Here is a 243-nt window from a genome sequence, read left to right on the forward strand (position 1 = left end):
TGACGATACCGTCAGCCAGGCCCTGCGTGCGGCCACGGTTGTGGCAGAGGATGGCGTGGGAAACCGCCGGCGTAGGCGTGTATTCGTCATCCTTGGACAGCATCACCTGCACGCCATTGGCGGCCAGCACCTCCAGAGCGCTGGCGGTCGCCGGCGCTGAAAGGGCGTGGGTATCGGCGCCGATGAACAGCGGGCCATCGATGCCTTTTTCCTGGCGGTACAGGCAGATCGCCTGGCTAATGG

The 243-nt window shown here is 65.0% G+C and carries 1 pseudogene; it reads right to left on the minus strand.

The window, feature by feature from the left end:
• Positions 1-243: pseudogene (locus tag FQ664_RS26735) on the minus strand (alpha-D-glucose phosphate-specific phosphoglucomutase); the annotation flags it as partial.

Origin of the sequence: Pseudomonas persica, from assembly GCF_900291015.1 — a bacterium.
Taxonomy (GTDB): Bacteria; Pseudomonadota; Gammaproteobacteria; order Pseudomonadales; family Pseudomonadaceae; genus Aquipseudomonas.